General features: G+C 68.3%; 22 protein-coding genes. 10 read left to right on the forward strand and 12 right to left on the reverse strand.

The window, feature by feature from the left end; translation table 11 throughout:
- Nucleotides 1-40 precede the first annotated feature (40 nt).
- The 4 genes from E8D38_RS03435 to E8D38_RS03450 form a co-directional block, all read right to left on the reverse strand.
- Nucleotides 41-1,105, reverse strand: coding sequence for an ABC transporter ATP-binding protein (locus E8D38_RS03435; protein ID WP_140626332.1), 1,065 nt, complete (start codon nt 1,103-1,105; stop codon nt 41-43).
- A gap of 76 nt (nt 1,106-1,181) precedes the next feature.
- A complete protein-coding gene (locus tag E8D38_RS03440) occupies nt 1,182-2,042 on the reverse strand; it encodes a carbohydrate ABC transporter permease (RefSeq protein WP_140626333.1) in 861 nt (286 codons plus the stop codon).
- A complete protein-coding gene (locus E8D38_RS03445; RefSeq protein WP_140626334.1) occupies nt 2,039-2,920 on the reverse strand; it encodes a carbohydrate ABC transporter permease in 882 nt (293 codons plus the stop codon). Before E8D38_RS03445 ends, E8D38_RS03440 begins: the two co-directional genes overlap by 4 nt.
- A 109-nt stretch (nt 2,921-3,029) precedes the next feature.
- The gene (locus E8D38_RS03450) at nt 3,030-4,292 is read right to left on the reverse strand and encodes an ABC transporter substrate-binding protein (RefSeq protein WP_219851631.1); all 1,263 of its coding nucleotides are present in this window, start codon (nt 4,290-4,292) and stop codon (nt 3,030-3,032) included.
- A gap of 182 nt (nt 4,293-4,474) precedes the next feature.
- Between E8D38_RS03450 and E8D38_RS03455 the strand changes: the two genes are divergently transcribed.
- A complete protein-coding gene (locus E8D38_RS03455; protein WP_140626335.1) occupies nt 4,475-5,638 on the forward strand; it encodes a GGDEF domain-containing protein in 1,164 nt (387 codons plus the stop codon).
- Here E8D38_RS03455 and E8D38_RS03460 read toward each other — a convergent pair.
- The 4 genes from E8D38_RS03460 to E8D38_RS03475 all read right to left on the reverse strand — a co-directional run bounded on the left by E8D38_RS03460 (nt 5,622) and on the right by E8D38_RS03475 (nt 9,656).
- Complete coding sequence (locus E8D38_RS03460; protein WP_140626336.1) at nt 5,622-7,103, reverse strand: sensor histidine kinase; 1,482 nt, start codon at nt 7,101-7,103, stop codon at nt 5,622-5,624. The genes E8D38_RS03455 and E8D38_RS03460 overlap by 17 nt on opposite strands.
- Nucleotides 7,103-7,804 (reverse strand): response regulator transcription factor, encoded by a 702-nt coding sequence (locus tag E8D38_RS03465; protein WP_140626337.1) that lies wholly within the window; start codon nt 7,802-7,804, stop codon nt 7,103-7,105. Before E8D38_RS03465 ends, E8D38_RS03460 begins: the two co-directional genes overlap by 1 nt.
- A gap of 74 nt (nt 7,805-7,878) precedes the next feature.
- Nucleotides 7,879-9,018 (reverse strand): ABC transporter substrate-binding protein, encoded by a 1,140-nt coding sequence (locus E8D38_RS03470; RefSeq protein ID WP_181178909.1) that lies wholly within the window; start codon nt 9,016-9,018, stop codon nt 7,879-7,881.
- A gap of 155 nt (nt 9,019-9,173) precedes the next feature.
- Nucleotides 9,174-9,656 carry a fasciclin domain-containing protein gene (locus E8D38_RS03475; RefSeq protein WP_140626339.1) on the reverse strand — a complete coding sequence of 161 codons (483 nt, stop codon included), beginning with the start codon at nt 9,654-9,656 and terminating at the stop codon, nt 9,174-9,176.
- Nucleotides 9,657-9,847: 191 nt separating this feature from the next.
- Here E8D38_RS03475 and pstS point away from each other — a divergent pair, with 191 nt between their 5' ends.
- From pstS to phoR, 7 genes are all read left to right on the forward strand, one after another.
- Complete coding sequence (gene pstS, locus E8D38_RS03480) at nt 9,848-10,885, forward strand: phosphate ABC transporter substrate-binding protein PstS (protein WP_140626340.1); 1,038 nt, start codon at nt 9,848-9,850, stop codon at nt 10,883-10,885.
- Between the two features lie 123 nt (nt 10,886-11,008).
- Nucleotides 11,009-11,980, forward strand: a complete 972-nt coding sequence (pstC, locus tag E8D38_RS03485; protein ID WP_140626385.1) for a phosphate ABC transporter permease PstC — start codon at nt 11,009-11,011, stop codon at nt 11,978-11,980.
- Between the two features lie 2 nt (nt 11,981-11,982).
- Nucleotides 11,983-12,879 carry a phosphate ABC transporter permease PstA gene (gene pstA / locus E8D38_RS03490; protein ID WP_140626341.1) on the forward strand — a complete coding sequence of 299 codons (897 nt, stop codon included), beginning with the start codon at nt 11,983-11,985 and terminating at the stop codon, nt 12,877-12,879.
- A gap of 17 nt (nt 12,880-12,896) precedes the next feature.
- Nucleotides 12,897-13,682: a phosphate ABC transporter ATP-binding protein PstB gene (gene pstB, locus E8D38_RS03495; RefSeq protein WP_140626342.1), complete on the forward strand. Its 786-nt coding sequence runs from the start codon at nt 12,897-12,899 to the stop codon at nt 13,680-13,682.
- Nucleotides 13,683-13,699: 17 nt separating this feature from the next.
- Nucleotides 13,700-14,407, forward strand: a complete 708-nt coding sequence (gene phoU / locus E8D38_RS03500) for a phosphate signaling complex protein PhoU (RefSeq protein WP_140626343.1) — start codon at nt 13,700-13,702, stop codon at nt 14,405-14,407.
- 18 nt (nt 14,408-14,425) lie between these two features.
- Nucleotides 14,426-15,127, forward strand: a complete 702-nt coding sequence (phoB, locus tag E8D38_RS03505; RefSeq protein WP_140626344.1) for a phosphate regulon transcriptional regulator PhoB — start codon at nt 14,426-14,428, stop codon at nt 15,125-15,127.
- A 19-nt stretch (nt 15,128-15,146) separates the two neighbouring features.
- A complete protein-coding gene (gene phoR / locus E8D38_RS03510; protein WP_140626345.1) occupies nt 15,147-16,517 on the forward strand; it encodes a phosphate regulon sensor histidine kinase PhoR in 1,371 nt (456 codons plus the stop codon).
- 2 nt (nt 16,518-16,519) lie between these two features.
- On the opposite strand, the gene E8D38_RS03515 is transcribed toward phoR, so the two are convergent.
- From E8D38_RS03515 to trxA, 4 genes are all read right to left on the reverse strand, one after another.
- Nucleotides 16,520-18,175 (reverse strand): hypothetical protein, encoded by a 1,656-nt coding sequence (locus E8D38_RS03515; protein ID WP_246099338.1) that lies wholly within the window; start codon nt 18,173-18,175, stop codon nt 16,520-16,522.
- A 126-nt stretch (nt 18,176-18,301) separates the two neighbouring features.
- Nucleotides 18,302-18,562 carry a type B 50S ribosomal protein L31 gene (locus E8D38_RS03520; protein ID WP_140626347.1) on the reverse strand — a complete coding sequence of 87 codons (261 nt, stop codon included), beginning with the start codon at nt 18,560-18,562 and terminating at the stop codon, nt 18,302-18,304.
- Nucleotides 18,563-18,656: 94 nt separating this feature from the next.
- Entirely contained in the window at nt 18,657-19,919 is a 1,263-nt protein-coding gene (gene rho / locus E8D38_RS03525; RefSeq protein WP_140626348.1) for a transcription termination factor Rho, read from the reverse strand.
- Nucleotides 19,920-20,141: 222 nt separating this feature from the next.
- Nucleotides 20,142-20,471 (reverse strand): thioredoxin TrxA, encoded by a 330-nt coding sequence (gene trxA, locus E8D38_RS03530; RefSeq protein WP_140626349.1) that lies wholly within the window; start codon nt 20,469-20,471, stop codon nt 20,142-20,144.
- Between the two features lie 129 nt (nt 20,472-20,600).
- Between trxA and E8D38_RS03535 the strand changes: the two genes are divergently transcribed.
- Together E8D38_RS03535 and E8D38_RS03540 are read left to right on the forward strand one after the other, a co-directional pair.
- The gene (locus E8D38_RS03535) at nt 20,601-23,324 is read left to right on the forward strand and encodes a PD-(D/E)XK nuclease family protein (protein ID WP_140626350.1); all 2,724 of its coding nucleotides are present in this window, start codon (nt 20,601-20,603) and stop codon (nt 23,322-23,324) included.
- The gene (locus E8D38_RS03540) at nt 23,321-26,608 is read left to right on the forward strand and encodes a UvrD-helicase domain-containing protein (RefSeq protein WP_140626351.1); all 3,288 of its coding nucleotides are present in this window, start codon (nt 23,321-23,323) and stop codon (nt 26,606-26,608) included. The genes E8D38_RS03535 and E8D38_RS03540 overlap by 4 nt, the downstream gene beginning before the upstream one ends.
- The last annotated feature ends 93 nt before the right edge of the window (nt 26,609-26,701 follow it).

Raw genomic sequence — 26,701 nt, forward strand, 5'->3', positions numbered from 1 at the left:
CTCGAGGCATGGTGGTTCGCCCAGGCCCTGGGCTGCCGGCTCAGGCGATGCGCTGCTGGCTGCCGGCGTCGAACAGGTGCGAATGCTCCGGCGACCAGCGCACGAACACGCGTTCACCCACGTTGTGGTGCGAGCGGCCGGGCACCCGGGCCACCAGCGAGCCGACGGCGGTGTCGACGAAGGCATAGGTTTCCGGGCCGGTGGGCTCGAGCATGCTCAGGGTGCCGGGCAGGCCTTCGTTGCCGAACGACAGGGCCTCGGGCCGCAGGCCGTAGGTCACGTCGTTGCCGGCCTGGTTCAGGCCCGCGCGCTGTTCGGGCGTGAGCAGCAGGTCGACGCCGTGCGCCGCCAGCCCTTCGCCGGCGCGCTTGGCCTCGATCATGTTCATGGCCGGCGAGCCGATGAATTCGGCGACGAAGCGGGTGGCCGGGCGGCTGTAGATGTCGTCGGGCGTGCCGAACTGCTGCACCACGCCGTCCTTCATGACGGCGATGCGATCGCCCAGCGTCATGGCTTCGATCTGGTCGTGCGTGACGTACACCGTGGTGGTCCTGGTGCGCTGGTGCAGCAGCTTGATCTCCGCGCGCATCTCGACGCGCAGCTTGGCGTCGAGGTTGGACAGCGGCTCGTCGAACAGGAACAGCTTCGGGTTGCGCGCCAGGGCGCGGCCCATGGCCACCCGCTGGCGCTGGCCGCCCGACAGCTGCCCCGGCTTGCGCTCGAGCAGGTGCTCGATCTGCAGCATCTTGGCCACGCGGGCCACGGCCGCGTCGCGCTCGGCCTTGGGCACCTTGCGCATCTCCAGCGCGAAGGCGATGTTCTGAGCGACGTTCATGTTGGGGTAGAGCGCATAGCTCTGGAACACCATCGCGATGTCGCGGTCCTTGGGCGCGGCGTAGGTGACGTCGCGGTCGCCGAGCTCGATGGTGCCGGAGGTCGGCGTGTCCAGGCCGGCGATCATGTTGAGCAGCGTCGACTTGCCGCAGCCCGAGGGACCTACCAGGATGAGGAACTCGCCGGCTTCGATCTCGAGGTTGATGCCCTTCAGGATCTCGACCGTGCCCTGGAAGGTCTTGCGAATGTTCTTGATGGAAAGTGCACCCATGGCTGCTTTTCCTATTCCGTTTTCGATGTCTGTTCAAAGCGGTACTTGCGGACCGCTGAAGGCACTGCGGGAGTGGTCATCCTTTGACGGCACCGGCAGTCAGGCCGCGCACAAAGTACTTGCCCGCAACGATGTAGACGATCAGCGTGGGCAGGCCCGCGATCATCGCGGCGGCCATGTCCACGTTGTATTCCTTGACCACGCTCGAGGTGTTGGCCAGGTTGTTCAGGCCCACGGTGATCGGCTTCGAGTCGGAGCCGGAGAACACCACGCCGAACAGGAAGTCGTTCCAGATGTTGGTGAACTGCCAGATCAGCGTGACCACGAGGATGGGCGTGGACAGCGGCAGCACGATGCGGAAGAAGATCTTCCAGAAGCCCGCACCGTCGAGCATGGCCGCCTTGATCAGCTCGTCGGGCAGTCCGACGTAGTAGTTGCGGAAGAACAGCGTGGTGGAGGGCAGGCCGCACAGGATGTGCACGATCACCAGGCCCCAGATCGAGCTCGCGAGCCCGAACCAGCCGAGGATCTGCGACATGGGCAGCAGCACCACCTGCAGCGGCATGAACACGCCGAACAGCAGCAACGCGAACATGACCTCGCTGCCGCGGAAGCGCCACTTGCTGAGCACGTAGCCGTTGATGGCGCCCAGCGAGGTGGAAACCGCCACCGCCGGCACGATCATCAGCACCGAGTTCCAGAAGAAGGGCTTCAGGCCGCCGCAGTCCACGCCGGTGCAGGCGGAAGACCAGGCCTTGCTCCAGGCCTCGAAGCTGGGCGAGGCCGGCAGTGCCAGCAGGCTGCCGCCGCGGATCTCGTCCATGCCCTTGAGCGACGTGGTGATCATCACGTACAGCGGCGCGAGAAAGAAGATGGCGAAGCCGATGAGCAGGCTCCACAGGATCACGCGATGAATCGTGTTCGCGTTCGCGTTCATTTGCGCGACCTCAGTTCACTGTAGAGATAAGGCACCACGATGGCGGCCACGGTGGCCAGCATGATGGTGGCCGAGGCGGCGCCCAGGTTGATCTGCCCGCGCGAGAAGGCCATCGCATACATGAAGGTGGCCGGCAGGTCGGTGGCATAGCCGGGGCCGCCGGCGGTGAGCGCCATCACCAGGTCGAAGCTCTTGATCGCGATGTGCGACAGCACCATCAGCGTCGAGAAGAACACCGGCCGCAGGCTCGGGATGAGGATGCGCCAGTAGATGCGCGGCAGCGACGCGCCGTCGACCTGCGCCGCCTTGATGATGGATTCGTCGATGCCGCGCAGGCCGGCCAGGAAGAGGGCCATCACGAAGCCGGAGCTCTGCCAGACGCCCGCGATCACCACGCAGTAGATCGCGTAGTCGGGGTTGACCAGCCAGTCGAAGCTGAAGCTCGTCCACCCCCAGTCATTCATCACCTTTTCAAGCCCGAGGCCCGGGTTCAGGATCCATTTCCATGCCGTGCCGGTGACGATGAAGCTGAGCGCCATCGGGTACAGGTAGATGGTGCGCAGGGCGCCCTCGGCGCGGATCTTCTGGTCCAGCAGCACCGCCAGCAGCAGGCCCAGCGCCATGGCGCCGCCGATGAACAGCGTGCCGAAGATCACCAGGTTCTTGAGCGCCACCTGGAACCGCTCGCTCTCGAACAGCGTGACGTAGGGTTCGAAGCCGGCGAATTCGTAGTTGGGCAGAAGGCGCGAGGCCGACACCGAGAAGTAGCCGTTCCAGGCGATGAGCCCGTAGATGAAGGCGAAGCCCAGCACGAAGGAGGGCGCCACCACCAGCTTGGGCAGCCAGTTGCGGACTGCGGGGGACGGGGCAGTACTCATGAAGCCTTGAGGGTCGTCTGTCAAAAAAAGGCCGGCCAGGGCCTGTCACCCTGGCCGGCCTCAATGCTGCTTCAGCAGTTCACACACACGAAGATCGGTCTAACCCTCATCACTTGGTGCGGGCGGCGGCAGCGATCTTGTCCTTTGCCTCGGCCACGGTCATCTTGTCGCTGTTCCAGTAGTTGGACACCGCGTCCTTGATCGCGCCTTCGGCGGCCGACGAGACGGCCATGCCGTGGGCGATGGAAGGCACCAGCCCGCCCGACTTGGACGAATCGACGAAGTCCTTCGACGAGGCCTTGGCGCAGTCGTCGAACTTGTCCATCGGCATGTTCAGGCGCACCGGGATCGAGCCCTTGTTCAGGTTGAAGACTTCCTGGAACTGGGTGCTCATGATCTCGGCGGCCAGGTCCTTCTGGGCGGCGATGTTGGCCTGGTCCTTCAGCTGGAACATCGCGAACGAGTCCACGTTGTAGGTGTAGGCCTTGGCGGTGCCGGGGGCGGCCACGCAGCCGAAATCCTTGCCCGGCACCTTGCCGGCCGCCAGGAACTCGCCCTTGGCCCAGTCGCCCATGATCTGCATGCCGGCCTGGCCGTTGATGACCATGGCGGTGGCCAGGTTCCAGTCGCGGCCCGGGGCGTTCTTGTCGGTGTAGTCCTTGATCTTCTTGAAGGTGGTGAGCACCTGGTCCATGGTCGCGCTCTTCAGCGCGTTCTGGTCCAGCTGCACCAGCGCCTTCTTGTAGAAGTCGGTGCCGCCCACGCCCAGCGCCACGGCTTCGAACGTGGTGAAGTCCTGCCAGTTCTGGCCGCCGTGTGCGACGGCGACGATGCCGGCCTTCTTCAGCGCTTCGGCGGCGGTGAAGAACTCGTCCCAGGTGGTCGGCACCTTGGCGCCGGCCTTCTTGAACGCTTCCGGGTTGGTCCACAGCCAGTTCACGCGGTGCACGTTCACCGGCGCGGCGACGTAGTTGCCCTTGTACTTGAGGCCGTCGGCGATGGCCTTGGGCAGCAGTTCGTCCCACTTGTTGGCCTTGGCCACGTCGTCCATGTTGGCCAGCACGCCTTCGCGCGCCCATTCCTGGATCGACGGCCCCTTGATCTGCGCGGCCGAGGGCGGGTTGCCCGAGACGACGCGCGACTTCAGCACGGTCATGGCGGAGTCGCCGCCGCCGCCGGCCACCGCGAAGTCCTTCCAGCGGTGGCCCTTCTTCTGCAGGGTGAGCTTCAGCGCTGTGGCCGCCTTGGCCTCGCCGCCCGACGTCCACCAGTGCAGCACCTCGATTTCACCTGCCTGAGCAGCGGTGGCACCCAGCAGGCCAGCGGCCGCCAGCGCCCAGCTCATGCGGCTCAGTGTGCGTTGCGTTGTCATCCTTTGACTCCTCTTTCAGTGTTGTTCAGCTTGAGCACTCAAGCGGCGCAATGTTAAAGATTAATTAATGCGTCCTTAAACTGGTGTTTACCCTCGTTTCGATATGCTCAAGTCACGGCCGCAGCCGCCGAAGAGGGCGCATCACCTAGCCCCGCAGGCCAACGGCTTGCCTCTCCCATTCCGTGACCATTGAAGCTGCCGCCCAGCACCTGCCCCCCGGCCAGCCAGAGGAGATGCAGGCCCGCGCCCGGCGTCGCCGCGGCGAAAGGTTGCGCATGCTGGGGCTGGTGTTCGTCAGCTACCTGTTCGATTCGGGGATGCTGGGGATGCTGGGGCTGGCCGGCGCAATGGACCCGCTGGCCGCCGGCTATTACGCACTGGGCGGCGCCGCTGCCTGCCTGGGCTTCTATCTCGCGCTGCGAGGCGGCTGGAGCGAGCGCTTCCAGGACCCCTACCTGACCAGCGCGCAGATCGTCACCGCCTCGACCCTGCAGCTGGTGGTCGCCTGGCTGGCGCCGCAGGTGGGCGCGCTGCTGCTGTGCATCATCTTCCTGGTGTTCTCCTTCAGCGCCTTGCGGCTCACGCTGCGGCAGCTGGTGCCGGTGTGGGCGGCGGTTTCGCTGGGCATCGTGGCGGTGGTGCTGCTGTCGGGGAAGCCGCTCGCGCTGCCGGCGGCCACGCCGTGGCAGGCGGTGCTGTCGGGCCTGTGGGTCTCGTTCACCGTCGGGCGCTGTGCATTCGTCGGCCTGTATGGGGCGTCGGTGCGCGAGCTGCTCGGTTCGCGCAACCGAGAGCTGGCCGCCGCCCAGGGGCGCCTGCAGGACCTGGCCTCGCGCGACGAGCTGACCGGGGCGCTCAACCGGCGGGCCATCATGGGCATCGTGTCCGAGCATCTCGAACGCCGGCGGCAGGGCGGCCCGGCGTTCGCCGTCGCGCTGCTGGACCTCGACCACTTCAAGCAGGTCAACGACCGCCACGGCCACCTTGTCGGCGATGAAGTGCTGCGCCGCTTCGTCATCACGGCCGCACGCAGCCTGCGTGGCGGCGACCGCATGGGCCGCTACGGCGGCGAGGAATTCCTGCTGCTCATCGACGGCGCCATCGACGCCGAGGCAGCGCGTGCGGTGGCCGAGCGGCTGCGGCAGGCCACCGAGTCGCAGGCCTGGGGCGAGGTGGCCGCCGGACTGCAGGTCACCATGTCGGCCGGGCTGGCGTTCGCGGACGGCGCCTCGGGCCTCGAGCAACTGCTGCAGCGGGCGGACGAGGCGCTCTACGCGGCCAAGAGCGGCGGCCGCAACCGGGTGTGCACCGCCGCCGAGGCGCGACAGGTCACCGCGCCCGCCTGAACACCAGCCGCACGCACAGCCCCTGGGGCTGCACCGGCTGTAGCGACACGCTGCCGGCGTGGCGTTCGACGATCTCCTTCACGATGGCGAGGCCCAGGCCGCAGCCGCTGCCTTCGTGGGTGGCCCGCACGAACCGCTCGAACACCCGCTCGCGGTCGGCTTCGGCGATGCCGGGGCCGTTGTCCTCCACCTCGGCCACCGCGTGCAGGCCTTCGGCACGCACCCGCACCGTGACTTCGGTGCCGCGGCCGGCATAGCGGATCGCGTTGTCGATCAGGTTGGCCAGCGCCTCCCGGATGAGCAAGGCATTGCCCTCCACCTCCACTGGCGCTTCGCGGGCGCCGAGTGCGTCGAAGCCGAGGTCGATGCCGGCCTGCAGCGCCCGGGGTACCTGTTCGGCGGTGAGCTCGCGGGCGAGCTTGGCGAGGTCGAAGCGGGTGCGCCCCTGGGCGGCTGCCGACTCCGGCTCGGCGCGCGCCAGCGTGAGCAGCTGGCTCACCAGGTGGGCGCTGCGATTGGCGCTTTCGTGCACCCGCTTCAGGCGCGCCTTCAGCGCCGTCATGGCCGCCTCGTCGTGCAGCTTGGCGGGGTCGGCGATGTCCTGCAGCGCCAGCTCGGTCTGGCTCTTCAGGCCGGCCAGGGGCGTGCGCAGCTGGTGCGCCGCATCGCTGATGAAGCGCCGCTGCTTGCTCACGCTTTCATGCACGGCGGCCAGCAGGCTGTTGAGCGCCTTGGCCAGCGCGCGCACCTCGTCGGGCGCCGACTCGATCTCGATGGGGGCGAGGTCGTTCGGCGCACGGTCCTTCACCGCGTCGCGCAGCCGCGCCAGCGGCGCCAGGCCGGCGCGGATGCCGGCCCACACGATGAGCGACATCAGGCCCACCAGCATCGACAGCGGCAGGGCCGTGTCGATCAGGATGCGCCGCGCCAGCCCCTCGCGGCTGGCGCGGCTCTTGGCCAGCTGCACCAGCATGCGCTGCGGCTCGCCTTCTTCGCCGTAGGCCAGGTAGAGCGCCGCCACCCGCACCGGCGTGTCGCCCACCATGCCGTCGTAGAAATAGGGCGCATCGAGCACCGGCTTGGTGATGGGCGGCGGCGCCGGCAGGCGGTTGTTGCCCAGGATGAACTGCCCCGGCGGCGCGCTCACCATGTAGTAGACCTTGTCGTCGGCGTCGGTCTCGATGATGTCCTGCGCGGCCCGCGGGAAGTCGATGAACAGGCCGTTGCCGATCGGCTTGACCTGGCGCGCCAGGGCCCGCGAGCTCTGGTAGAGGCTGCGGTCGATGGCCAGGTTGGCATAGCGCGCCGCCACGTCGTAGGTCACCCAGGCGGCGGCCAGCCACAGCACCAGTTGCGGCAGCAGCAGCCACAGCAGCAGATGCCGGTGCAGGGAGCGCGACACGGGCGACACGCCCGGCACGCCGCTGATGAGCCGGCGCAGCCCCTGCCAGGAACGCTGCAGCATCAAGCCGCGGCCGGCTCGAGCAGGTAGCCCAGGCCGCGCACCGTGCGGATGCTGAGGCCGGAGTCTTCAAGCTTGCGGCGCAGGCGGTGGATGTAGACCTCGAGCGAACTCGGGCCGGCGTCGCTGGGTTCGAGCTCCCAGGCCTGGGCGATCTGGTCCTTGGTGACCACCTTTTCGCGCTGGCTGAGCAGCAGGTCGAGCAGCAGCCACTCGCGCGGCGACAGGTCGATGGGTTCGCCGTCGACGCTGGCGCGGCGGGCGTCGCGATCGAAGCTCAGGCGGGCGGCATGCTGCACGCCGTCGTTGCCTGCTGCCGGAGCCACCTGCTGGCCGGCGGCGGCCTGGGCACGCCGCAGCAGCGCGCGGATGCGTGCCTCCAGCTCCGGAAAGTCGAACGGCTTGGTGAGGTAGTCGTCGGCGCCGGCGTTCAGTCCGGCCACGCGGTTGTCGAGCCCGTCGAGTGCGGTGAGGATCACCAGCGGCAGCGCGGGCTTGGCGGCACGCACCTTCTTGAGCACGCTCAAGCCGTCCACCAGCGGCAGGCCCAGGTCGATGACCCCGAAGTCGAACATCTGCCGCAGCAGCAGGTATTCGGCCACTGCACCGTTTTCAGCCACCTCCACTTCGAAACCCGCCTGGCGCAGGTTGGAACTCAGCGCATCGGCGAGGCAGGCGTCGTCTTCGGCAAGGAGCAGCTTCATGGGACGCGAGCTTAATGCCTAACGCCCCGTTCACGATGCTTGAAATCCCGAGGTGTCGGCCGAAAGGGCGGCCGTCACCCCAGCAGCCGGCCGTCTCCGAGCAGCAGGGCCTGCGTGACGAAGCTGCTGCCACGGCGCTGTGCGCCGAACTGGATGGCGAAGCCGCCCAGGTCGGCGGGGGCGCGCTTGCGAAACTCCGCCAGTGTGTCGGCCCGCGAGGGCGTGCCCGGCAGGCGCGACAGCACATGGGTGGCATAGCGCGCGGCCAGGTAGCCGCCCAGGCTCACATGCGACGGGTTTTCGTCGAACAGCTGCTTCAGGCCGCTGCGATAGCTCTGCACCGCCGGCAGGGTGCTGCTCTGCGGGTTGGGCACCACCTGGGTCAGGATGAGCGGCACCGATCGGGTCGGGCTCAGCTGCACAAGGGTGGGCAGGTCCACGTCGGACAGGCTCATCACGTAGCGCCCCGCGGCGCGGGCGCCCAGGCTCTGCAGGCCGTGGGTGAACCGGGCCAGTTCGATGGTGCCGCCCAGGAAAAGCAGGATCACCGGAGACTGCGGACCGAGCCGCATGCCCAGGGCTGCCAGGTCTTCGCCGGGGCCGGCCACGAAGGCCTGGGTGCGCAGCTTCAGGCGCGCCGCCGCCTCCGCCACTTCGGAATGCAAGGCGTATTGATCCCGGGCGCTGGTGTAGACCAGCCCCAGCTCGCCGACGCCCACGCTGCCCAGGCTGGCCAAGGCATGCCGGATCTGCATCTCGCGGGAGGCGAAGAGCGCAAACACGTCGTCGTTGGCATCCGTGTCGAAACGGGAATCGGCCATCCATGGCGCCACGTGCGCGATGGCGAGCCCCTCGCGCCGCGCCGCGGCCACGCTTTCCACCGCCAGCCGACCGCCAGCGGTGCCGAGCAGGGCGCAGATCGACGGATCGTCGCGCACGGTGGCCAGGGCCTGCCGCAGCGACGCGGGCGTGCCGTCGGTGTTCAGGCTCACGAGCTGGACGGAGCGGCCGCTCCGGTTGAATTCGGCCAGCCCGATCTGCACGCCGGTGGCGTAATCGCGCGAGAGTTCCTGCTGGTCGGGCGAGCTGTCCAGCAGCTGGGCGACGCGCAGCGTCCTGCTGCCGCGCGACGGCCCCTGGGCGGCGACGCCCAGGCTGGCCGACAAGCCGGCCGAAAGCGCCAGCACCTGCCGGCGGGTGAGGGGGGCGGTCATGGGCATGTTGTCTGCCGTTCCAACGAGTCTTTTTTCGAGATGTGAACACCCGGCATGCAGCGCGGGCTTGCCACCGGTAACGGCAGGCAAGCCCGCGAGGAAGCCGAGCGAGAGAGCGAGCGAGCGGCTGCGTTGGCCGCAGGGTTCTTTTTTGCTTACTTCTTGGGCGGCATGAGCACGCGGTCGATCACGTGCACCACGCCGTTGGTGGCCGGCAGGTCGGCCTGGGTCACCATGGCGTCTTCGACCGTGACGAACGTGCCCGCCTTGGCCAGCGCGACGTTGGCGCCCTGCACGGTCTTCGTGTTGCCGTTCTTGACGTCGGAGGAGGCCAGCTTGCCCGGCACCACGTGATAGGTCAGCACCGACTTGAGCAGTTCCTTGTCCTTGGCCAGCTCGTCCATGGTCTTGGCGGGAACGGCCTTGAAGGCGGCGTCGCTCGGCGCGAAGACGGTGTACGGACCTTCGGCGCTCAGGGTCTGCGCGAGGCCGGCGTCGTTGATGAGTTTGTTGAGAGTGGACAGTTCGGGCGTCTTTGCGGCCGTTTCGGCGATGGTCGCGGGGGCCGAGGTGGTGGCGCAGCCGGCGGCCAAGGCGAGGACGAGAGCCGCGGGCAGCAGCCAAATGCGATGGGTCATGGGAACTCCTTTTAGGTCGTCATCAGGGCCTGGCGGCCCCGGCGCCGCGGAGGATAAAAAGCGCTCGTGACAGAACCGTGACGTCCGAATGACAGCTCCAAGGCACCTGCCGGAGCGTCACGCGGCTGTCACAAAGCACTCATACAGTGCGCCCCGTCCCTCGAAAGGCCCCCTTTTTGAAAGGTGTGACGATGAAACTCTCGCTGTTCCGCTCTCTCCTGGCTGCCGCGGCCCTGTCGGCTGCGACCGGTGCTGTTTTCGCCCAGGACGTGACGGGTGCCGGCGCTTCCTTCCCCGCTCCCGTGTACGCCAAGTGGGCTGATGCCTACAACAAGGCCACCGGTGCCCGTATCAACTATCAGTCGGTCGGCTCCGGTGCCGGCATCCGGCAGATCAAGGCCAAGACGGTCGACTTCGGTGCTTCCGACGCCCCGCTCAAGGACGACGAGCTGGCCAAGGACGGCCTGGTGCAGTTCCCGACCGTCATCGGCGGCGTGGTGCCGGTGGTCAACATCAAGGGCATCCAGCCCGGGCAGGTCAAGATGACCGGCCAGCTGCTGGGCGACATCTACCTGGGCAAGGTCAGCAAGTGGAATGACCCCGCCCTGGCTGCCCTGAACCCCGGCGTGCCGCTGCCGGACGCCGCCATCGCCGTGGTGCGCCGCGCCGACGGCTCGGGCACCAGCTTCCTGTTCACCAACTACCTGTCGAAGGTGAACGCCGAGTGGAAGTCCAAGGTGGGCGAGGGCACGGCCGTGAACTGGCCGACCGGTGCCGGCGGCAAGGGCAACGAGGGCGTGTCGGCCTTCGTGCAGCGCCTGCCGAACTCGATCGGCTACGTCGAATACGCCTATGCCAAGCAGAACAAGATGTCGCACGTGCTGCTGAAGAATGCGGCCGGCAACTTCGTGGGCCCCGATGAGGTGAACTTCAAGGCCGCCGCGGCAGGCGCCGAGTGGTCGAAGAGCTTCTACCAGGTGCTGACCGAGCAGCAGGGCAAGGAATCGTGGCCCATCACCGGCGCGACCTTCATCCTGATGCACAAGGCGCAGGACAAGCCGGCCAACGCCAGCAACGCGCTGAAGTTCTTCGAGTGGGCCTATGCCAACGGCGACAAGATGGCGTCGGACCTGGAATACGTGCCGCTGCCCGATGCCGTGAAGGCCCTGGTGCGCAAGCAATGGGCCGAGATCAAGGACGGTTCCGGCAAGGCGGTCGCGTTCAAGTAACGGCCTCGCACCCGCAAGGGCTGCGCCTGTCCCGGGCGCAGCCCTTTGTTGCAAGCTGTCTTGCATCCTTCGGAGAACATCGTGGCCGCTACACTGCCCGCCAGCCACTACCAAGACGACAAGATGGAGCGTTCCGACCCCACCGGGCGGCCGCCTGAGCGGCGGCGCTCCAAGCCGTGGGCCGACACGGTGTTTTCCGTGCTGGCCCATTCGGCTGCGCTGCTGACGCTCGCGGTCCTGGCCGGCATCATCGTTTCCCTGTTCATCGGTGCTGCACCGGCCATCCAGGAATACGGCCTGGGCTTCCTGTGGAGCGCCGACTGGGACCCGGTGCAGAACAAGTACGGCGGCCTGGTGATGATCTACGGCACGCTGATGACCTCCATCATCGCGCTGCTGATCGCAGTGCCGGTGAGCTTCGGCATCGCGCTGTTCCTCACCGAACTGTCGCCCAAGTGGCTCAAGCGGCCGCTGGGCATCGCGGTGGAGTTGCTGGCGGCCGTGCCGTCCATCGTGTATGGCATGTGGGGCCTGCTCGTTTTCGGCCCGCTGCTGGCGCAGTTCGTGCAGCAGCCGCTGCAGAGCGCCTTCGGCAACGTGCCGGTGCTCGGCGCCTTGTTTTCCGGGCCGCCGGTGGGCATCGGCATCCTGTCGGCCGGCATCATCCTGGCCATCATGGTGATCCCGTTCATCGCCTCGGTGATGCGCGACGTGTTCGAGGTCACGCCGCCGATGCTGAAGGAATCTGCCTACGGCCTGGGCTCGACCACCTGGGAGGTGGTCTGGAAGGTCGTGCTGCCCTACACCAAGACCGGCGTCGTGGGCGGCATCATGCTCGGCCTGGGCCGCGCGCTGGGCGAGACGATGGCCGTCACCTTCGTGATCGGCAACATGAACCAGCTGAATTCGCTGTCGGTGTTCGAGGCGGCCAACAGCATCACGTCCGCCCTGGCCAACGAGTTCGCCGAAGCCGGCGAGGGCCTGCACCAGGCCTCGCTCATCTACCTCGGCCTGATCCTGTTCTTCATCACCTTTGTCGTGCTGGCGTTCTCGAAGGTCCTGCTGTCGCGGCTCAAGAAGGGTGAAGGAGCCTGAACATGAGCGTCGTACCCACCTCCGCGACCGCCGCGTCGTCTATCGCACTCGATGCCCGGCGCCTGGCCAGGCACCGCGCCCGCAAGCGCGTCAACGTGATCGCGCTGGCGCTGTCGCTGCTGGCCATGGCCTTCGGCGTCTTCTGGCTGATCTGGATCCTGGTTGAAACGGTGCGCCTGGGTGTGGGCGGCATTGCGCTGTCCACCTTCACCGAGATGACGCCGCCGCCGCAGGAGGAAGTGGGCGGCCTGGCCAACGCCATCTTCGGCTCGGCGCTGATGGTCGCGCTGGCCACGCTGATCGGCACGCCGATCGGCATCCTGGCCGGCATCTACCTGGCCGAGTACGGCCAGAAGAGCTGGCTGGGCAGCATCACCCGGTTCATCAACGACATACTGCTGTCGGCGCCCTCCATCGTGGTGGGCCTGTTCATCTATGCGGTGGTGGTGGCGCGCATGAAGTCGTTCTCCGGCTGGGCCGGCGTGCTGGCGCTGGCGCTGATCGTGATCCCGGTGGTGATCCGCACCACAGAGAACATGCTGAGCCTCATTCCGAACTCGCTGCGCGAGGCGGCCTATGCGCTGGGCACGCCCAAGTGGAAGGTCATCTCGTCGATCACGCTGAAGGCGGCCCGGGCCGGGGTGATCACCGGCGTGCTGCTGGCGCTGGCCCGCATTTCGGGCGAAACCGCGCCGCTCCTGTTCACCGCGCTGTCCAACCAGTTCTGGACGGCGAGCCTGTCCGAGCCGATGGCCAGCCTGCCGGTGACGATCTTCAAGTTCGCGATGAGCCCCTACGAGAACTGGCAGAAGCTGGCCTGGGCAGGGGTGTTCCTCATCACCATCGGCGTGCTGGTGCTCAACATCCTCGCGCGCATCTTCCTGCGCAACAAACACTGAGTCCCGAGGGATCCATCATGGACGTCAAAGTCGAAATGCCCGTCACCGAAAAGGCCAAGCTGTCGGTGCGCAACCTCAACTTCTACTACGGCCATTTCCACGCGCTGAAGAACATCAACCTGGAGATCCCCGAGCGCAAGGTCACCGCCTTCATCGGGCCGTCGGGTTGCGGAAAGTCGACGCTGCTGCGCACCTTCAACCGCATGTTCGAGCTCTACCCGGAGCAGCGCGCCGAGGGGGAGATCCTGCTGGACGGCAAGAACATCCTGAAGTCCAAGGACGACGTGTCCCTCATCCGCGCCAAGGTCGGCATGGTGTTCCAGAAGCCCACGCCGTTCCCGATGTCGATCTACGACAACATCGCCTTCGGCGTGCGCCTGTTCGAGACGCTGCCGCGCGTGGAGATGGACGAGCGGGTGGAGTGGGCGCTGAAGAAGGCGGCCCTGTGGAACGAAGTGAAGGACAAGCTCAACCAGAGCGGTTCGGGCCTCTCCGGCGGCCAGCAGCAGCGGCTGTGCATCGCGCGCGGCATCGCCATCAAGCCCGAGGTGCTGCTGCTCGACGAACCCTGCTCGGCGCTGGACCCCATTTCCACCGGCAAGATCGAAGAGCTGATCCATGAGCTCAAGAACGACTACACGGTGGTCATCGTGACCCACAACATGCAGCAGGCAGCGCGCTGCTCGGACTACACCGCCTACATGTACCTGGGCGACCTGATCGAGTTCGGCCCCACCTCCGACCTCTTCATGAAGCCGAAGAAGAAGGACACCGAGGACTACATCACCGGCCGCTTCGGCTGAGCGCACAGGGAGATCCCATGACCGACAAACATCTTTCCACCCAGTTCGATGCCGAGCTCAGCGGCATCTCCACGCGCGTGCTCGAGATGGGCGGGCTGGTCGAGTCGCAGGTGGCGCAGGCGATCTATGCGCTCACCAACTTCAGTGCCGAAACCGCAACGCAGGTGCTGGCGCAGGAAACCGTCGTCAACCAGATGGAAGTCGACATCGACCGCGACCTGTCCACCATCATCGCGAGGCGCCAGCCGACCGCGCGCGACCTGCGCCTGCTGATCGCCATCTCCAAGACCATCGGCAACCTGGAGCGCGTGGGCGACGAGGCTGCACGCATTGCACGCACGGTGCAGCGCCTCATCAACACCGGCGTTTCCAGCCGGCTGCGCCTGCCGGTGGGCGACGTGTCCTTCGAAGCCAGCCTGGCGACCACCTCGCTGCGCAAGGCTCTCGATGCCTTTGCGCGCCTCGACACAGCCAAGGCGGTGGAGGTGATCAAGCAGGACAACCAGATCGACCAGGAGTTCGACGGCCTGATGCGCAAGCTCATCACCTACATGATGGAAGACCCGCGCACCATCTCGTCGAGCATCGACCTGGTGTTCGTGGCCAAGGCCATCGAGCGGGTGGGCGACCATGCGAAGAACCTGGCCGAGCAGATCATCTACATCGTCAAGGGCACCGACGTGCGCCACAACCCGCTCGAGTCGCTCGAGTCGCTGGCGCGCTGAACCCCGAGGAGAAACGCAATGAGCCGAGTGCTGGTGGTTGAAGACGAGTCCGCGATTGCCGAGCTCATCTCCATCAACCTGCGCCACGCGGGCTATGAAGTCACCATCGCTTCTGCGGCCGACCAGGCCCAGATGGAAGTGGACCGCGTGCTGCCCGACCTGGTGATCCTCGACTGGATGCTGCCGGGCCAGTCCGGACTGGCGCTGGCGAAACGCTGGCGCTCCGAGGCTCGCACCAAGGAGCTGCCGGTCATCATGCTGACCGCCCGCGCCGACGAGGCCGACAAGATCGCCGGCCTGGACGCAGGCGCCGACGACTACCTCACCAAGCCCTTTTCCACCAACGAGCTGATGGCGCGAATCCGCGCGGTGCTGCGCCGCAAGGCACCCGAGGCGCTCGATTCGGCTGTCGAGCTGGCGGGCCTGCGGCTCGACCCCGCCACGCGCCGGGTGTCCAGGGCTGACCAGGAGGTCAAGATCGGCCCGACCGAGTTCCGCCTGCTGCATTTCCTCATGACGCATCCGGAACGGGTGCACAGCCGCGCGCAGCTGCTCGACCGGGTATGGGGCGACCATGTGTTCATCGAGGAGCGCACGGTCGACGTGCACGTGAAGCGCCTGCGCGAAGCGCTGGCGCCGGTCGGCTGCTCGCAGATGATCGAAACGGTCCGCGGTGCCGGCTATCGGCTCACTCAACAGGTGCAGGCGCTCTCCGCTTGATGAGCGCTGACGAGGTTCGATGAACTGGCTCTTTCCCCGCATCGTCGCGGGCATGCTGGCCATGGTCGCCGGCGGAGCCGCCGGCTACTTCGTCGGCAATCCGATCCACGCGCCGGTGCTGAGCATGTTGTTCGGCGGTGCAACCGCCGTGGGGCTGGTGGCGGTGTTCGACACGCTGCGCGGCTACCGCCTGATCAGCTGGCTGCGCGGCGCGCAGGATGGCCCGGCGCCCCGCGATGCGGGCCTGTGGGGCGAGATGGGCTACCGCATCGAGCGCGCGATCCGCTCGCGCGAACTGCATGCCGTGCAGGAGCACACCCGGCTGGCCCAGTTCCTGTCGGCCATCGAAGCCTCGCCCAATGGCGTGCTGCTGCTCGACGCCAATGAGCAGATCGAGTGGTGCAACTCGGTGGCGGCCGACCATTTCGGCCTCGATCCGCAGCGCGACCGTCGCCAGCGGGTGACCAACCTCGTGCGCTCCCCGCTGTTCGTCAACTACCTGCAGGGTGCCGCCTTCGACGAACCGGTGACCTTCCCGAACTCGCGCGGGCCCGGCACCTTGTCGGTGTCCATCCGGCCGTATGGCGAAGGCATGAAGCTGGTGCTGTCGCAGGACGTCACCGAACGGGAGCGGGCCGACTCGATGCGACGGGACTTCGTGGCCAACGTGTCGCACGAGATCCGCACGCCGCTCACCGTGCTGTCGGGCTTCATCGAGACCATGAGCAACCTGCCGCTCACCGAGGTGGAGCGCAAGCGGGTGCTGACGCTGATGTCGCAGCAGACCGCCCGCATGCAGACGCTGGTGAGCGACCTGCTCACCCTGGCCCAGCTCGAAGGCAGTCCGCGCCCGAGCGCGGACCGATGGGTGGCGGTGGGCAAGCTGCTCGCGCATGTGGAAGGCGATGCTCGCACCCTGTCACAGGGGCGGCACCAGCTCAGCTTCGCCGGCAATGCCGACGTGTCGGCCGTACAGATCGCCGGGGCGGAGGGCGAACTGCTCAGCGCCCTGGCCAACCTGGTGAACAACGCGGTTCGCTACACCCCCGAAGGCGGCAGCATCGAAGTCGGCTGGCGGGTTCTGGCCGACGGCTCCGGCGAGTTCTCGGTCACCGACACCGGCATCGGCATCGACCGGGAGCACCTGCCGCGGCTGACCGAGCGCTTCTACAGGGTGGACGGCAGCCGTTCGCGCGACACCGGCGGCACCGGCCTCGGGCTGTCGATCGTCAAGCATGTGGTGCAGCGCCACGGCGCCGAGCTCGCCATCGACAGCGAGCCCGGCAAGGGCTCGTCGTTCCGCATCGTCTTTCCCGCGGCGCGGGTGCGCTATCTCGAGCCGGCACCCGACCCGCGCCGCGTCAGCGCCGCGGCCAGCGACGCTTCGTAGGCTCAGCGTCCGGCGCGCCGGTAGATGGCGGTGTCCAGGTCGCGATCGGTGGGGCGGCGCTCGCGGGCGAGCAGTTCCCAGCCCGGCAGCTGCGGGGCTTCGGCACGGGCCTGCATCGAGGTGATGAGGTAGCGGCACTCGGTATCGGCCGGCAGCTTCAGTCCGTCCACCCGATAGCCTCCGAAGAACTCGAGTGCCGCCAGCAGGCTGCGCGGCTGCCCGGCCCCGGCGATGCAGGCATCGGCAGGCACGTGCTGGCCGATGCGTTGCACCAGCGGGCGATAGCTGCGTGCGTAGTCCAGCAGCGGCAACCACAGCGTCATCAGCAGGAGCCAGCACAAGGCCACCCCGCTGGCTGGCAGCACCATGCTCTTCCACAGCGCATGCTGGTTCCGGCCGGTGCGCCACCGCACCAGCGCGAGCCACGCCAGGGTGCCCAACACGGCGATCGCGAGTGCAATGGCCGAAAAGCTCGGCACGAAGCCCGGCGCCAGCTTCATCACATTGGCCATCGTCTTGGCAGGCACACCGGTGTGCATGGCGGCATAGACGACCCAGAAGGCGATGGCCCAGAAGCTGAAGAAGAACACCGAGAACCAGTCGATCGCGGCCGACACGCTGCGCTGCAGCGTGGGCAGTGCAAAGGAAGCCAGCACGGCCAGGGGCGGCAGCGCCAGCATCAGGGCGCGGTCGGAGCCGCCCATCCAGATGCATGTGACCAGCCCCACTGCAGCCATGCCCAGGGGCACCGCGATGTGGCGGTGCCTGAGGTGCAGGCGCCAGCGCCACAGGCCCCAGGCCACCAGCGGCCAGGCAGGCCAGGTGAACCACACGAGCAGGCGCCCGATCTGTCGCAGCGACACCGAGCTGCCCAGTTTCCATTCCCAGGCGGACAGCGCGGTCGCCACCAGCGCGGCCAGGACGCCCGCGGCGGCGATCCAGATGGTGAAGCGGCGCACCTGTTCATAGCTCGACCGGGCGGACACAGCCACGCCGACGGCCGCCAGCGCGACCGCCACGAAGGGGCTGCCGCTGGCGGCCAGCACCGGCAGGGATACCAGCGCTGCCGCTCGTGCGGGAGCGGGCTTGTAGGGGCTGATCGCCATCGCACTGAGGAACAGGCAGGCGCCGGCCAGCTGCACCAGCTCGGGCGTGGTCTCGTGGCCGAGCTGCAGGAGCCCCAGGCTGGCGATCAGCGCCAGCAGCGCGCCGTCGGCAATGGCGCGCGCATAGTCCACCGGGTGCGCTTCACCGCCGAAGGCGAACGCCACCGGCTGCGCCGCCTCGGTGCGCGCCAGGTAGTAGGTGCTGTACCAGGTGAGCATCAGCACCGCGGCCAGCAGCAGCATGAAGGGCAGCCGGGCCGCGAGCGCGGGCCCGAACAGCGGCCCGAGCAGCTTGATCGCCACGGCGCCGATCCAGTAGGGCAGCAGGCCCGCATCGCTGGGGAGACCGGCGATGGCGGGGGCCCAGGGCGACGCCGCGCCGGTGGCGATGTTCACCATGTAGCCGAAGGCGGTGATGTCGGCGTTCTTCCACGGATCGCGACCGAACAGGCCAGGCAACAGATAGGCTGCACAGAACAGCAGCAAGGCAAACCGCGGCAGCCGCTGCGCGGCGCGCTGTGTGACCAGGGCAGGTGTCGGGGGGCTGTTCACGAGTTCCGGAGGCGGAAAGGCTGGCAGGCGCGATCTTGCCCGCAAAGCACGCGGATTGTGACGAGCGCCGCGCAGCCAACAAAAAAGGCAGCCTGGGGGCTGCCTTCTCCTGGGTGCACGGACGGCTTACTTCTTGATGCCGACGCGGGCGAACTTGTTGCGGAACTTCTCCACGCGGCCGCCCAGCGAATCGACGCTCTTTTGCGTGCCCGTGTAGAAGGGGTGCGACTCGCTCGACGTTTCCAGCTTGAACAGCGGCACGTCACGGCCGTCGTCGAGCTTGGTCGTCTCCTTGGTCTGCACGCACGAACGGGTCACGAACTTGAAGCCGTTCGACAGGTCGACGAAGCAGACGTCGCGGTAGTCGGGATGGATGCCTTGTTTCATGTGGTCCTCGCGAAACTTCGGTGGTAGCCACGCTGCCCCATGCAGCGCACTTTCCTGGGCGGGAAAAGCCGGCGATTATGCCACAGCGCTGAAATCAGCCGCCGCGGCGCATCATGTCGAAGAAGTCGTGGTTGTTCTTGGTGGACTTCATCTTGTCGAGGATGAACTCCATCGCCTCGATCTCGTCCATCGGGTAGAGCAGCTTTCGCAGGATCCAGCTCTTCTGGAGGATCTCGGGCTTGAGCAGCAGTTCTTCGCGGCGCGTGCCGGACTTGTTCAGCAGGATCGACGGATACACGCGCTTCTCGGCCATGCGGCGATCCAGGTGGATTTCGCAGTTGCCGGTGCCCTTGAATTCTTCGTAGATCACCTCGTCCATGCGGCTGCCGGTGTCGATCAGCGCCGTGCCGATGATGGTGAGGGAGCCGCCTTCCTCGACGTTGCGCGCAGCGCCGAAGAAGCGCTTCGGGCGCTGCAGCGCGTTGGCGTCCACCCCGCCGGTCAGCACCTTGCCGGAAGAGGGCAGCACGTTGTTGTAGGCGCGGGCCAGGCGGGTGATCGAGTCCAGCAGGATCACCACGTCCTTGCGCAATTCGACCAGGCGCTTGGCGCGCTCGATCACCATTTCTGCGACCTGCACGTGGCGCGCCGCCGGCTCGTCGAAGGTGGAGCTGATGACCTCGCCGCGCACGGTGCGCTGCATCTCGGTCACTTCTTCCGGCCGCTCGTCGACCAGCAGGACGATGAGGTAGACGTCCGGGTGGTTGGCGACGATGGCGTGCGCCAGGTGCTGCATCATCACCGTCTTGCCGCTCTTGGGCGGCGCCACCAGCAGCGCGCGCTGGCCTTTGCCGATGGGCGCGATGAGGTCGATGATGCGGCTGGTGATGTTCTCTTCGCCCTTGATCTCGCGCTCGAGCTTGAACTGCTCCTTCGGGAAGAGCGGCGTCAAGTTCTCGAACATGATCTTGTGCTTGCTCTCCTCGGGCGTGAGGCCGTTCACACGGTCGACCTTCACCAGCGCAAAGTAGCGCTCGCCGTCCTTCGGCACCCTCACTTCGCCTTCGATGGCGTCGCCGGTGTGCAGGTTGAAGCGCCGGATCTGGCTCGGCGACAGGTAGATGTCGTCGGTGCTCGCCAGATAGCTCGTGTCGGGCGAACGCAGGAAGCCGAAGCCGTCGGGCAGGACCTCAAGCACGCCGTCGCCGAAGATCTGCTCGCCGTGCTTGGCGCGCTTCTTCATGATCGCGAACATCAGCTCCTGCTTGCGCATGCGGCCGGTGTTTTCGATCTCCAGCTCCTCGGCCATCTTGGTCAGAGCCGAGATGTGCTGTGCTTTGAGTTCGGATAGATGCATGAGGGATCACCCTTCAACGGGAACCGTCTCTTGCCAGGCAAGACGGCTGGAGTTCTGTCGGCGGCGGATGTGCGTGTCTCTCGCACAACCTCGCAATCGAGCGTCTAAGTACTGAACGCGGGATGTTGGGGCCGACTCGACGCGAATGAAGCCTTGCGTCGTGGCTATCAAGGGCAGCCGGGCGGTGGCTTGTGGCTCACTCGCCCGGTGCAATTGGCGGGATTATAGGTGACCGTCGAGGAAGGCCGTCAACTGGGCCTTGGAAAGAGCACCCACCTTGGTGGCGGCCAGCTGGCCGCCCTTGAACAGCATCAGGGTGGGGATGCCGCGGATACCGAACTTGGCCGGCACTTCGCGGTTCTCGTCGACGTTCATCTTTGCGATCTGCAGCTTGCTGCCGTAGTCCTTGGCGACTTCGTCGAGGATCGGGGCGATCATCTTGCAGGGGCCGCACCACTCGGCCCAGTAGTCCACCAGCACCGGCTTGTCGGCCTTCAGGACGTCACCATCGAAGGACGCGTCGGAGATGTGTTTGATCAGTTCACTGCTCATTTTTTGATCCTCAGGCAGGCACCAGGGCCAAGGCACAATGATTCTGACATAAAGCCTACTGCCTCGTTCTCAAGCGGCGCCCCGTGGCCGCTATGGGCTTGATAGCCGCAAAGCGCCTTTCCCCCTGCCTTGACGACCTCCCTCGAATCCCGTGCCCTGGCCCTTGCGGCGGTGACGCCCGCATGGTGGCGGCAGTTTGCCGAACGGTTGGCCGGCTGGACTCTCGAAGCGGGCGTTTCGCCGCGCGACCTCACCGTGCTGCTGCCGTTCGCTCAGTTGCTGCCCTGGGCGCGCGAGGCGTGGGCGGGCGTTTCGCCGGGCGGCTGGTCGCCGCGGTTCGAGACGCCGCAGACGCTCGCGGTTTCGCTGGCACCGGCGCATGCAGGTGTCGCCTCGGACGTCAGCTTCGACGTGACCACCGACCGGCTCACGGCGGCGGGGCTCCTGCGTTCGCAGAGCTGGGCGCTCGACTGGGCGCGCACCGACCGGCGCGCCTTCGATCAGGGCGTGGCCCGTGTCGTCGAGACCGCCCACGCCTTCGCCCGCAAGGCTGCGGCCGTGCTTCCGGCAGAGCGCGCTGCCTACTGGCAGCGCGCTCGCGTCCTGCTCAATCCTGCCGGCAACATCGGCAGCACCGAGCGCCTGTTGGCGCGCGTGGCGCTGGAGTGGGCCGCGGCGTCCAGTGCGCCTGTCACTGATGTGCTGTTCGAGCCGCACGGCGGGGCCTGGGCCGGGCTGGTGGCAGCAGGGCGTGACGCCCTCGTCGACACGGTGCTGCATCACGCGGCCGGCATCGGCCTGCCGGCCCTGCGCCTGGTCGCCGACGCCGAGCCGCAGCGGGCCTTCGAGGCGGTGCTCACACCTCGAGTGGCGGTCGCCGCAGACGCCGAGGACGAGGCTCAGCGTGCCGCTGGGCAGGTGCTGCATCACCTGGCCGCCGGCGAAGCGCCGGTGCTGCTGGTCGCTCAGGACCGGGTGCTCGTGCGCCGGGTGCATGCGCTGCTGGAGCGCAGCGGCGTGACGGTGGCAGACGAGAGCGGCTGGAAGCTTTCGACCACACGCGCCGGTGCGGCGGTCATGACCTTGCTGCGTGCCGCGCGTCCGCTGGCGGGCAGCGACGACTGGCTGGACTGGTTCAAGTCCGGCATGGCTTCGTGGCCGGGCCTGCATGCCGCGTGCCTGCCACCGGCCGAACGCATCGGCCGGCTCGAGTTCCACCTGCGCCGCGCCGGCATCACCCGGGCCTGGGGCTTCGATGCGCAGCACGCGCCTCGCCTGCATGCCGAGGCGGCGGCCCTGTGGCTGGCTGCGCGCGAGGTGCTGCAGCCCGTGCAGGACGTCGGCCGCAAGAGCCTGCCGGAGGCGCTGGCCATCCTGCGCAAGGCCCTGGTGGCTTGTGGTGCATGGGACTCGCTCTCTGCCGACGCCGCTGGCCGCCAGGTGCTGGTCGCGTTGCGTCTCGATCCGGAGGTCGGTGCCGGGCTCGCATGGGACACCGCCGCACGCGGTGCCCGTGTGGATTTGGGCGGCCTGCTGGCCTGGGTCGACGACGTGCTGGAACAAGTGTCGTTCCGGCCCGATCCGCTGGCCGAGCGCGCCGATGTCGTGATCACGCCGCTCTCGCGTGCGGTGCTGCGCCCCTTCGCCGCCGTCGTGATGCCCGGAGCCGACGAGAACCACCTGGGAGCGCCTGGCAACGGTTCGCCGCTGGTCGGCGAAGCCGCCGCGGCGGAACTGGGCCTGCCGACGCAGCGGGATCGCAGCGAGTCCGAACTGCTGGCGTTCGCGCTGCTGCTGAGGCACCCGCAACTGACGCTGCTGCGGCGCCGCTCCGAAGGCGACCAGCCGCTCGCCCCGAGCCCGCTGCTGGAGCGCCTGCAGCTGCACTTCCAGCGCTCGGGCATCGAGCTGCCCCCGGCCATCGATCCGCGGCCCACCGAAACCGTTGCGCCCCGCCCCCAGCCCATGCCGCGGCCGGTGCTCGGCGGCCAAGCCAGGCAGGCACTGTGGCCGCGCCGGTTCGACGCCACCGCCTATGCACACCTGCGCGCCTGCCCGTATCGCTTTCTGGCGCTCAAGTCGATGGGGCTGCGCGAAGCCGACGAACTCGACGACACCGTCGAGGCGCGCGACTACGGCACCTGGCTGCATGCGGTGCTGCATCGCTTTCATGCAGACCGGCAGGCGGCGCCATGGCCCGATGCGGACGACCTCGCGCAACTGCTCGCCAGTGCGCGGGCGGTGCAGGCCGAGCAAGGCTGGGCCGACGCGGAGTTCCTGCCGTTCGCCACCGCCTTCGAGCGCTTGGCGCCGCACTACGTGCAGTGGCTGCACGACCAGGAAAAGGCCGGCGCCGCCTTCGTGCAAGGCGAGGTCGAGCTCGCCTGGCAGCCCGATGAACTGGCGCTGCCCGGGCTGCCGCCCACCCAGCTGCACGGCCGGCTCGACCGCGTCGACCGGGTGCGCCAAGGCGGCGAGGCGCGCGTGCGCATCGTCGACTACAAGGCCAGCAGTGCGGCCCGGCTGAAGGGCAAGCTCGCCGAACCGCTGGAAGACACGCAGCTGCCGTTCTACGCGGCCCTGCTGGAGGGGGCCCGCTACGGATCGCCGGACGACACCGGCGTCGAAGCCGGCTACCTTTCGCTCGACGGCAAGGACGTCAAGTGGCTGCCGCACGAGGCGGTCGGCGACACCGCGCAACAGCTGCTCGAAGGCCTGGCCAGCGACCTGCAGCGCATCGCCGGCGGCGCCGCCTTGCCGGCGCTGGGGGAGGGAGTCGCCTGCGACTACTGCGCCGCCCGCGGCCTGTGCCGCCGCGACCACTGGGCGCCGGACGACGAGGGCGACCGATGACGACGAACCCGGCGCGCCCCGCCTACGCCATCGACGGCCGCACGGTCACCCGCGAGGCCTTCTACGAAACCGCCTGTGACCCGCGGCGCAGCCTGGTGGTGGAGGCCTGTGCCGGGGCGGGCAAGACCTGGATGCTGGTGTCGCGCATGTTGCGTGCACTGCTCGACGGCGCGCATCCGCAGGAGATCCTGGCGATCACCTTCACCAAGAAGGCGGCCGGCGAAATGCGCCAGCGGCTGTCGGACTGGTTGCGCGAGTTCGCGCTGGCCGGTGAAGCCGACCGGGTGAAGGCGCTGGTGCAGCGCGGCCTGCGGCCCGACGAAGCGCAGCAGCAGGCCCCCGCGCTCGCGGCGCTGTACGAACGCGTCCTCGCGGGCGGCCGGCCGGTCGAGATCCGGACCTTCCACGGCTGGTTCTCCCAGCTGCTGCGCCAGGCGCCGCTGGAGCTGCTGGCCGAACTCGGCCTGCAGCCGGAGATGGAGCTGGTCGAAGACATCACCGAGCTGCTGCCGCAGGTGTGGCGGGCGTTCCTGGCCGAAGTGGCCGCACAGCCGGAGCTGCGCGCCGACTACACCGCGCTGGTGCTGGCGCGCGGGCGCTTCACCACGCACAAATGGCTGGAGGCTGCGCTCGACAAGCGCATCGAGCTGGAGCTGGCCGATGCCGCCGGCACGCTGGAGGACAGCGTGGCCGATCCCGCCGCGCTGTGGCCCGAATGCGCCGGACTGCCCACGCCCGCCGGCCTGCTGCGTGGCCCTGCGCTCACGAACGCGCTGTGGCAGTTCGCCGGCGCGCTGGGCGCCTCGGGCAAGTCCACGCAGACGAAGATCGCCCAGGTGCTCGAAATGGCGCTCGGCGAGCCTGACGACCAGGCAGCGTTCGAAGGAGTCTGGAAGGCCCTCTTCACCGGGAACGGCACGCCGCGCAAGCTGGGCGACCGGCCCGAGCAGCCGTCGCTGTGCGACAGCCTGCAGCACATTCGCACCGCGCTCGACCAGCACGCGGCGCGCGAGGAGCACCTGCGCCTCGTGCGCCTGTCGCGCGTGCTGCTGGCGCGCTATCGCGACGTGAAGCAGGCCCGCGGCCTCGCAGACATGGCCGACCTGGAGCGCTGTGCCCTCGCGCTGCTGCGCGACGCCACGCTGGCCGGCTGGGTGCAGGAGCGGCTCGACGCCCGCGTGCGCCATCTCCTGATCGACGAGTTCCAGGACACGAGCCCGCTGCAATGGCATGCGCTGCACGCCTGGCTCGCGGGCTATGCCGGCGCGGGCGGCGGGCAGGGGGCGCCCTCGGTGTTCATCGTGGGCGACCCCAAGCAGAGCATCTACCGGTTCCGCCGTGCCGAGCCGCGCGTGTTCGAGGCGGCCCAGCATTTCGTGCGCGAAGCGCTGGGCGGTGCGCTGCTCGCCTGCGACCACACGCGGCGCAACGCCCCGGCGGTGATCGCTGCGCTGAACCCGGTGTTCGAGCAGGCGGCGGCCGAAGGCCTGATGCCGGGCTTTCGCAGCCACACCACCGAATCGCAGGCGGCCGGCGAGGTGCGTGCGCTGCCCGGCGTCCCGCGGCCCGAGAAGGTGGCGGCGGCCAGGCTCCTGGACTGGCGCGACTCGCTGACGCAGCCGCGCTTCGAGCCGGAAGAAGCATTGCGCATGGCCGAGGCGCGCCACGTGGCACTCGCCGTCGCCGAGCTGGTGGAGCAGGGCTGGGCGCCGGGCGACATCTTCGTGCTGAGCCGCAAGCGGGCGCATCTGCGCGTGCTGGGCGAAGCCTTGCGCGAGCAGCGCCTGCCGCACGTGGCCCCGGAGGAACACGCGCTGATGGACGCGCCCGAGGTGCGCGACCTGGTGGCCTTGCTGGACGTTCTTGTGTCGCCGCACCATGACCTGTCGCTGGCGCAAGTGCTCAAGAGTCCGCTGTTCGGCGCGAGCGACGAGGAACTGCTGGAGCTCGCCGCGCAGGTGCAGACCGCCCTGCGGGAGGGGCAGGCCGGTCCGCGCCAGTGGTGGCTGGCGGTGATGCAGGGCCGCGGCGGCAGCCCGGCCTTGCAGCGTGCCCGCCAGTTGCTGCCGCAATGGCAGCAACTGGCCGCGCAGCTGCCGCCGCACGACCTGCTCGAGCGCATCGTGTCGCAAGGCCAGGTGCGCGAGCGCTATGCCGCGGTGGTGCCGCCCAATGCACGGGCGCTGGCGCTGGAGCAGATCGACGCGCTGGTGAACCAGGCGCTGCTGCTCGACGGCGCTCGCTACGCCACGCCCTACAACTTCGTGCGTGCGCTCAAGCGGCGGGCGGTCCAGGTGCCGCCACGCGCGCACCCCGAGGCGGTGCAGCTACTCACCGTGCACGGCGCAAAGGGGCTGGAGGCCCGAGCGGTGTTCGTGATGGACGCAGACCCGGCGCCGCCGCAGCAGGAATCGGCCACGCTGCTGGTGGAATGGCCGGTCGATGCCACCCACCCGGCGTGCTGCGCCTTCGTCGCCTCGATGGCCCGTTGCCCGCCGTCGCTGAAGCCGCTGCTCGAGCGCGAGCGCGAGGCGCAGGCCCGCGAAGAACTCAACGGCCTGTATGTCGCCATGACGCGTGCGGCGGAGCTGCTCGTGTTCAGCCGCACCGAGCCGCATCGCGACGCCGGCGCGCCCTCATGGTGGCAGCGCCTGGTCCCGGTGCTGCCGGCCGAGCCCTGGCGGCCGGCCCCGTCGGGCCATGGCGCCGGCGAGCAGGAGCGGCGCAAGCCTGTCGTGCTGCCGGTGCTGCCTCGCCTGCAGCGCCAGACGCGAGAGCCGGAGCCGCCGTCCGCCCCTGCGGCCCGCGGTGACCAGGCGGCCTTGCTCGGCCGTGCCGTGCACCGTGTGCTCGAATGGCTCACCGCCCGGCCGGTGCCGCAACGCGACGATGCGGCCCTTGCCACGGCCGTGGCGGCTGCCGCCGCCGAACTCGGCCTGCCCGGCAGCACCTCCGCGGCCATCAAGGCGCTGGTGCTTCCGGTGCTGCACAGCGCCGAGGCGGCCCACCTGCTCGACCCCGCCGGCCTCGCCTGGGCCGGCAACGAAGTGCCCATGGCCTGGGGTGGCGAGGTGCTCCGGCTGGACCGCCTGGTGGCGCTGGACACCCAGGCCGGCCGCCAATGGTGGGTGCTCGACTACAAGCTGCAGCACGCCCCGCAGGAACTGGCGGCCTACCGCGACCAGCTGGCCCGCTACCGCGCCGCCGTGCAGGCGGCCCAGCCCGGCGAGGAGGTGCGAGCCGCGTTCATCACCGGCGCAGGACGCCTGGTCGAAGTGCAGTAGTGGCACTTGCCGTGGAAGAAACCATGAATTCGCCACCCTCATCAAGGCTTTGCCTATTGCGGCCTGCGATCCAATCGGGCCAACTCCCCAAGC

Origin of the sequence: Methylibium rhizosphaerae (assembly GCF_006386545.1) — a bacterium.
In the GTDB taxonomy this organism is placed as follows: domain Bacteria; phylum Pseudomonadota; class Gammaproteobacteria; order Burkholderiales; family Burkholderiaceae_C; genus Pseudorivibacter; species Pseudorivibacter rhizosphaerae.

What these genes read in the sequence shown, in the direction of transcription:
- E8D38_RS03435 (WP_140626332.1), bottom strand. Translation starts at nt 1,105, where the DNA reads ATGGGTGCACTTTCCATCAAGAACATTCGCAAGACCTTCCAGGGCACG.
- E8D38_RS03440 (WP_140626333.1), bottom strand. Translation starts at nt 2,042, where the DNA reads ATGAACGCGAACGCGAACACGATTCATCGCGTGATCCTGTGGAGCCTG.
- E8D38_RS03445 (WP_140626334.1), bottom strand. Translation starts at nt 2,920, where the DNA reads ATGAGTACTGCCCCGTCCCCCGCAGTCCGCAACTGGCTGCCCAAGCTG.
- E8D38_RS03450 (WP_219851631.1), bottom strand. Translation starts at nt 4,292, where the DNA reads ATGACAACGCAACGCACACTGAGCCGCATGAGCTGGGCGCTGGCGGCC.
- E8D38_RS03460 (WP_140626336.1), bottom strand. Translation starts at nt 7,103, where the DNA reads ATGCTGCAGCGTTCCTGGCAGGGGCTGCGCCGGCTCATCAGCGGCGTG.
- E8D38_RS03465 (WP_140626337.1), bottom strand. Translation starts at nt 7,804, where the DNA reads ATGAAGCTGCTCCTTGCCGAAGACGACGCCTGCCTCGCCGATGCGCTG.
- E8D38_RS03470 (WP_181178909.1), bottom strand. Translation starts at nt 9,018, where the DNA reads ATGACCGCCCCCCTCACCCGCCGGCAGGTGCTGGCGCTTTCGGCCGGC.
- E8D38_RS03475 (WP_140626339.1), bottom strand. Translation starts at nt 9,656, where the DNA reads ATGACCCATCGCATTTGGCTGCTGCCCGCGGCTCTCGTCCTCGCCTTG.
- pstS (WP_140626340.1), top strand. Translation starts at nt 9,848, where the DNA reads ATGAAACTCTCGCTGTTCCGCTCTCTCCTGGCTGCCGCGGCCCTGTCG.
- pstC (WP_140626385.1), top strand. Translation starts at nt 11,009, where the DNA reads ATGGAGCGTTCCGACCCCACCGGGCGGCCGCCTGAGCGGCGGCGCTCC.
- pstA (WP_140626341.1), top strand. Translation starts at nt 11,983, where the DNA reads ATGAGCGTCGTACCCACCTCCGCGACCGCCGCGTCGTCTATCGCACTC.
- pstB (WP_140626342.1), top strand. Translation starts at nt 12,897, where the DNA reads ATGGACGTCAAAGTCGAAATGCCCGTCACCGAAAAGGCCAAGCTGTCG.
- phoU (WP_140626343.1), top strand. Translation starts at nt 13,700, where the DNA reads ATGACCGACAAACATCTTTCCACCCAGTTCGATGCCGAGCTCAGCGGC.
- phoB (WP_140626344.1), top strand. Translation starts at nt 14,426, where the DNA reads ATGAGCCGAGTGCTGGTGGTTGAAGACGAGTCCGCGATTGCCGAGCTC.
- phoR (WP_140626345.1), top strand. Translation starts at nt 15,147, where the DNA reads ATGAACTGGCTCTTTCCCCGCATCGTCGCGGGCATGCTGGCCATGGTC.
- E8D38_RS03520 (WP_140626347.1), bottom strand. Translation starts at nt 18,562, where the DNA reads ATGAAACAAGGCATCCATCCCGACTACCGCGACGTCTGCTTCGTCGAC.
- rho (WP_140626348.1), bottom strand. Translation starts at nt 19,919, where the DNA reads ATGCATCTATCCGAACTCAAAGCACAGCACATCTCGGCTCTGACCAAG.
- trxA (WP_140626349.1), bottom strand. Translation starts at nt 20,471, where the DNA reads ATGAGCAGTGAACTGATCAAACACATCTCCGACGCGTCCTTCGATGGT.
- E8D38_RS03540 (WP_140626351.1), top strand. Translation starts at nt 23,321, where the DNA reads ATGACGACGAACCCGGCGCGCCCCGCCTACGCCATCGACGGCCGCACG.